The 6,270-nt window shown below is 62.3% G+C and carries 4 protein-coding genes; 2 read left to right on the top strand and 2 right to left on the bottom strand.

All coding sequences use genetic code 11. From position 1 onward, the window contains the following. Positions 1–3,052: efflux RND transporter permease subunit (locus Q0341_RS12805; RefSeq protein WP_299513985.1), on the bottom strand; the 3,052-nt coding region annotated here is incomplete at its 3' end. A gap of 4 nt (positions 3,053–3,056) precedes the next feature. Next, positions 3,057–4,178: an efflux RND transporter periplasmic adaptor subunit gene (locus Q0341_RS12810; protein WP_299513987.1), complete on the bottom strand. Its 1,122-nt coding sequence runs from the start codon at positions 4,176–4,178 to the stop codon at positions 3,057–3,059. Between the two features lie 85 nt (positions 4,179–4,263). Between Q0341_RS12810 and Q0341_RS12815 the strand changes: the two genes are divergently transcribed. Together Q0341_RS12815 and hpnD are read left to right on the top strand one after the other, a co-directional pair. Continuing rightward, the gene (locus Q0341_RS12815; protein WP_299513989.1) at positions 4,264–5,361 is read left to right on the top strand and encodes a squalene/phytoene synthase family protein; all 1,098 of its coding nucleotides are present in this window, start codon (positions 4,264–4,266) and stop codon (positions 5,359–5,361) included. A gap of 31 nt (positions 5,362–5,392) precedes the next feature. Then, positions 5,393–6,232, top strand: coding sequence for a presqualene diphosphate synthase HpnD (gene hpnD / locus Q0341_RS12820; RefSeq protein ID WP_299513991.1), 840 nt, complete (start codon positions 5,393–5,395; stop codon positions 6,230–6,232). Positions 6,233–6,270: the final 38 nt, after the last annotated feature.

A 6,270-nucleotide genomic window follows, 5' to 3' on the forward strand; every position in this document is an offset into this window, starting at 1 on the left:
TGGCCACGGCCATCGGGCCCCAAAAAATGCTGCGCGACAACGGAATCATGGCCAACACCGCCGCAGCGGCGGTGAGCACGATAGGACGCAAGCGCCGCACCGCCGACTCGACAATGGCCTGCCAAGCAGGCATGCCCGCCGCCCGGTCCTGCTCAATTTGGTCGATCAAAATGACCGAGTTGCGTTGGATCATGCCCATGAGCGCGATCACGCCCAGCAGCGCCACAAATCCAAAAGGTCGGTCCAACACCAGCAAAGCGCCAGCCACACCGGCCATGCCCAGCGGCCCGGTCAAGAACACCAGCATGGCCCGGCTGAAGCTTTGCAACTGCAGCATGAGCAGCGTGAAGGTGATGAACAGCATGATGGGCACGCCGGCCGCGATCGAGGCCGAGCCTTTGGCGCTTTCTTCCACCGCGCCCGCCACCTCGATGCGGTAGCCACTCAAGCCTTGGCTTTGCCAACTGGCCTCGGTCTTTTTAAGCTCAGGCAGCAGCTGCGCCGTCACTGTCGCGCCTTGCAGACCTTCTGCAATGTCGGACTGCACGGTGATGGCGTATTGCCGCCCCTCACGCCACATCACGCCCGGCTCCCAGCCCATGACAGGGGTGGCAATTTGCAGCAAAGGAACGAACCGCCCCGAGGCCGTGGGCACATAAGCCTGGCCCAGGTCCGACAAGGCATCGCGTTCAGCCAAAGGCTGGCGCAACACGATCTCGATCAGCTTGTCCCCCTCGCGGAACTGGCCCACGGTAGAGCCCAACAGCAAGGTGCGTGAAGCTTGTGCGATCGACTGGCTGGTCACCCCCAAAGCGCGGGCCTTGGCTTGGTCCACCTCCAGGCGCACCGACTTGACCGACTCGTTCCAGTTGTCGTTCACACCGCGTGTGTTCGTGTTCAGGCGCATCTGCGCTTTGATTTCATCGGCTTTCAGGCGCAAGACCTTCGGGTCCGAGCCCACCACACGGAACTGCACCGGGTAAGGCACAGGCGGGCCGTTGGGCAGCAGCTTGACCCGCCCCCGAACTTCGGGGAACTCCTGGGCCAACAAGGCGGGCAACTTGGCCCGCAGCACCTCGCGGGTTTTCAGATCGGTGGGCAGCACGATCAACTGCGACACGTTGGTCTGGGGAAACACCTGGTCCATCGGCAAATAAAAGCGCGGCGTGCCCGAGCCCACCCAAGCGGTGACCGACTTCACACCGGCTTCTTGGGCCAGGCGCTGCTCCACACGGCGGGTGATGGCCTCACTTGCCTTGAAGGGCGAGCCCTCGGGCAACCACAAATCGACCAATATTTCCGGGCGACTGGAGTCCGGAAAGAACTGCTGCTGCACCTTGCCCATGCCCACCAAACCCATGGCGAACAAAAACACCGTGATGGCGATCGTCTTCCAGCGGTGCGTGACGCACCAAGTCACCCAGGCGCGAAACTGCCGGTAAAACGCAGAGTCGTACATCTTCGGCGAATCCAATTGATCGGCCGCCGCCACATGCGCCGGGGGCTTGAGCAGCAAGGTGCCCAGATAAGGCACAAAATAAACCGAAGCCACCCAACTCACCAACAAAGCCACCACCGTGACCGCAAAAATGGCAAAGGTGTATTCACCCGTGGTGGACTTGGCCATGCCGATCGGCAAGAAACCCGCTGCCGTGATCAAGGTGCCGGTGAGCATGGGCATGGCGGTCAGCTCATACGTGAAGGTAGCAGCTCGCACTTTGTCGTAGCCCTCCTCCATCTTGCGCACCATCATCTCCACCGCAATGATGGCGTCGTCCACCAGCAAGCCCAGCGCAATGATCAGCGAGCCCAAGGAAATTTTGTGCAAGCCAATGCCCAGGTAGTTCATGGCCAAAAAGGTCACCGCCAAAACCAGCGGAATCGTGATGCCCACCACCAAACCAGGTCGGATGTCCAGCGTCCAACGCCGCCACAGAGGGTTGTGGCCCGGCCGCTTGTGCAGGCCCAGCGCCAAAAAGCTCACCGCCAACACGATCACCACCGCCTCGATCAGCACTTTGATGAACTCATTGACCGAACTCGACACCGCGCTGGGTTGGTCCTGAACCTGCGTCAAAGACATGCCGGCAGGCAAACTGGCCTGCGTGGCCGCGACCGCCACCCGCAGGGACTTGCCCAGGGCAATGATGTCGCCGCCTTTGGCCATGGACACCCCCAGCGCAATCACTTCTTGGCCGTCGTGGCGCACCTTCACGCTCGCAGGATCGGCGTACCCACGGCTCACGTTGGCGATGTCGGACAAGCGCAACTGAACCCCGGAAGCGCCCCGAATCGGCATGGCCTGCAAATCGGCCAGGCTCTGAAACTGCCCCCCTACTCGCACCTGGACCACATCGGCGGGCGACTGGATGCTGCCCGCCGACTCCACCGCGTTTTGTTGGTTGAGCTGGCCCACCACAGCGCCCATGTCCAAACCCATTTGCGCCAGCTTCTTTTGCGAGACCTCGACAAAAACCTTCTCGTCCTGCACGCCAAACAATTCCACCTTGGCCACATCCGGCACACGCAGCAAAGCTTGACGCAAGCGGTCGGCCTGCACCTTGATTTCAGCCGGCGTGAAGCCCTGGCCGCCCAAGGCGTAAATCACGCCATACACATCGCCAAATTCATCGTTGAAAAACGGCCCTACCACGCCCTGCGGCAAACTGCCACGCATGTCGCCAATTTTTTTGCGCACCGCGTACCAAACCTGCGGCACATCGCCCGGGTGCGAGTTGTCTTTGATCTGAAAAATGATCTGCGCCTCACCCGGCTTCGAGTAGCTGCGGATCTTGTCGGCAAAAGGCACCTCTTGCAGGGTGCGCTCGATCTTGTCGGTCACCTGCTCGGCCACTTGCTCAGCGGTGGCCCCCGGCCAGTAAGCCCGCACCACCATGGCGCGGAAGGTGAAGGGCGGGTCTTCGTCTTGGCCCAACTGAAAATAAGACGCCATGCCCAACACCATCAACACCACCATCAAGTAGCGTGTCAGGGCCGGGTGCTCCAGCGCCCAGCGCGAGAGGTTGAAACGGGTGTTCTCGGTGTGGCTCATGCGATCACCGCTTGTCTGTGGCCAAAGGGGCCGCGCCATACACGGTGACTTTTTGGCCCGCCGTCAACACATGCACGCCAGCGCTCACCACCTTTTGACCCGGCTTTAAGCCCGCAGCTATCACCACCTCGTTGCCATCGATCGGGCCGAGCTGAACCCCTTGGCTGTTGACCGTCATGCTCGCCTCATTCAGCACCCAGACCGCGGTGCCCTGCCCCTCTTGGCGCAATGCGCTGGTGGGCAATTTGATGACCGAGGGCGCGCTGCCCGGCAGGCCGGACACCGCCACATTCAGCGAGGCCCCCAAAGGCAAGCGCTCGCCAGCCTCCAGCGCCAGCTTGACGGCATAGGTGCGCGTCACCGGATCGGCACTGGCGGCCAGCTCGCGCACCTTGCCTTGCACACTTTGGCCTGTGCTCAAAAGCGTGACCTGCATGGTTTGCCCTACTTTCAGAGCCAACGCCATTTGTTCAGACACGGCAAACACCGCGTCCCGTGGGCCATCGTGGGCCAGACGCAGCACCGGTTGACCGGCCGACAAGACCTGCCCCACCTCCGCATCCACCCCGGTGACCACACCCGCATGGCTGGCGGTCAAACGCGCATAACCGGCCTGATTGCCTTGCGCCTGCGCTTGGGCTTTGGCTTGGTTCAAAGCTGCCTCGGCCGATTTCAGGCCGGCTTCGCGGCGCTCCAGCTCGGCACCACTGATGAAGTTTTGCGCCTTCAAGGCCTCAAAACGCTTGAAGTCGGCTGCGGCCAAATCGCGCTGGCTTTGCGCAGCGCTCACCTGCGCTTGTGCGGCCTGAGCGGCCAATTGGTAGTCTTGCGCATCAACCAAGGCCAACAACTGCCCCGAGGCCACCCGCTGCCCGACCTCGACAGGCCGCTGTACCAGTTTGCCGCCCACCCGAAAGCCCAGCCGAGACTCGACACGCGCCCGCACCTCGCCCGAAAATTCACCGCCCACACTCAGATCACTGCCAGAGACGGTGAGCAACTTGACCGAGCGCAACGGCGCTTGTGGCGCTTCGGACTTGGAACATGCCACCAAAGTGGTCAAACAAGCAGCAAGGGCGCAAAAATGCAAAACTCGCCGAGCGGCGAGTGTCATGGAAGAAAGCATGGGATTTCCAAGAAATAATAATGACTGACTGGTTAGTAATCTATTCAAAGCGGGCCCATCTGTCAAGCGACAATACCGATTGACCATGCTCAAACACCCCCTATTTTCTCAGCCACAGCGTCCTGGTCTGTCCGCAGAGCAACGAAACATTCTGCGGCAGGTCTCGCGGTCTTTTGACCTGTCCATTCGCCTGCTGCCCCCCGCGCTGCAAGCGCCGGTGGCCATCGGCTACTTGTTGGCCCGGGCCACCGACACCGTCGCCGACACCACGGCCCTGCCCCTGGCCGAGCGGCAAGTTTTGCTGACGCTCATGGGCCAAGCGATCGGTGAAACACTGGCCAGTTCAAGCCAAACCGCCGAACTGAAGCGCCTCACGCAAGCCTTTGCTGCGCAACAAACCGACCCGCACGAACGCGCCCTCATGCAGGCCCTGCCCGAATGCCTGCCGCTTTTGCACACCCTGGCAGAGGCCGACCAAACCAGCGTGCGCCAAGTGCTGGCCCACATCACCCAAGGCCAGCAGCTGGACATGGCCCGCTTTGGCCCCGGCCTGCACGCCCTGAACACCGAAGCCGAATTGAACCAATACACCTGGCTGGTGGCCGGTTGCGTGGGTGAGTTCTGGACCGAACTCTGCGGCCGCCACCTGCCCGGCTACAGCCTGCTGCCACAGGCCGAAATGATGCGCATAGGCCGCTCATACGGCATGGGCCTGCAACGCCTGAACATCCTTCGCGACGCCGGGGCCGACTTGGCCAGCGGGCGCTGCTACTGGCCGGTAGAGACCTTGGCCCTTGCAGGCCTGACCCCCAAAGCGCTGGCCCAAGCCGCCCTGACCGAGCACAACACCGACCAAAACACAGGGCCCGCCCAAACCCTGCAAGCTCTGGCCCCGCTGTACACCCAATGGCTGGACCACACCCAAGCGCAACTGGCCAATGGCCTGCGCTACGGCCTGGCCCTGCAGCCGCTGCGCCTGCGCTTGGCCAGCACCCTGCCCGCTCTGATCGGTGCACGCACCGTGGCGCTGCTGCGCCAAGCCGGGCCTGCGGCGCTGACCCAGCGCGTCAAAATGCCACGCCACGAAATGCGCGCCATGCTCTGGCGCATCGCGCTGGGATGGGGTTCAGGGGCAGTGCTGAAGCAGCAATTCCAAAAAATGTCTGGCGCGCCCCGGTCTTGAATCCCCCCATTGGATGCGAGAATCTCAGACCATGAGCCCGCAAGACTACGTCCAGCAAAAAGCCGCCGCCTCGGGCAGCAGTTTCTATTACGCCTTTTTGTTTTTAACCGCAGAGCGGCGGGCGGCCATCATCGCCTTTTATGCGTTTTGCCGCGAAGTGGACGACGTGGTCGATGAAATCAAAGACCCCGGCGTGGCCGCGACCAAACTCGCCTGGTGGCAAAAAGAAGTGCTGCAAGCCTACGCAGGCCAGCCCAGCCACCCCGTCATGCAAGCGCTGATGCCACACACGCAGGCCTTTGGCATCGACAGCCACCACCTGTTGGCCGTGATCGAAGGCTGCCAGATGGACCTGAACCAAACCCGTTACCTGGACTTTGCGGGCCTGACCCAATACTGCCACCTGGTGGCTGGCGTGGTCGGCGAAGTCGCCGCCCGCATCTTTGGCCAGACCGACGAGGCCACCACCGCCTACGCCCACAAACTGGGCTTGGCGTTTCAGATGACCAACATCATCCGCGACGTGGGCGAAGACGCCATGCGCGGGCGCATCTACCTGCCGCTGGACGAGCAGCAGCGCTTTGGCGTCAAGGCCAACGAACTGATAGAGCGCAACTATTCAGACCACTTCAAAGCGCTGATGATGTTCCAAACCGCCCGCGCCCACGCCCTGTACGACGAAGCCCTGGCCCTGCTGCCTGCGGCCGACCGCCGCGCCCAAAAACCCGGCCTCATGATGGCCAGCATTTACCGCACCTTGCTGCGCGAAATCGAAGCCTCTGGCTTTCAGGTGCTGCACCAGCGCATCGCCCTCACGCCGCTGCGCAAGCTGTGGCTGGCGTGGAAGATGCAGGCGCTGGGGCGTTTTTAAGCCGCTGCGCCGCCCTCACATCAGTCTGTTGCAACGCC

The sequence above is a fragment of the uncultured Limnohabitans sp. genome (assembly GCF_937889215.1).
In the GTDB taxonomy this organism is placed as follows: domain Bacteria; phylum Pseudomonadota; class Gammaproteobacteria; order Burkholderiales; family Burkholderiaceae_C; genus Limnohabitans_A.

What these genes read in the sequence shown, in the direction of transcription:
- Q0341_RS12810 (WP_299513987.1), bottom strand. Translation starts at nt 4,178, where the DNA reads ATGCTTTCTTCCATGACACTCGCCGCTCGGCGAGTTTTGCATTTTTGC.
- Q0341_RS12815 (WP_299513989.1), top strand. Translation starts at nt 4,264, where the DNA reads ATGCTCAAACACCCCCTATTTTCTCAGCCACAGCGTCCTGGTCTGTCC.
- hpnD (WP_299513991.1), top strand. Translation starts at nt 5,393, where the DNA reads ATGAGCCCGCAAGACTACGTCCAGCAAAAAGCCGCCGCCTCGGGCAGC.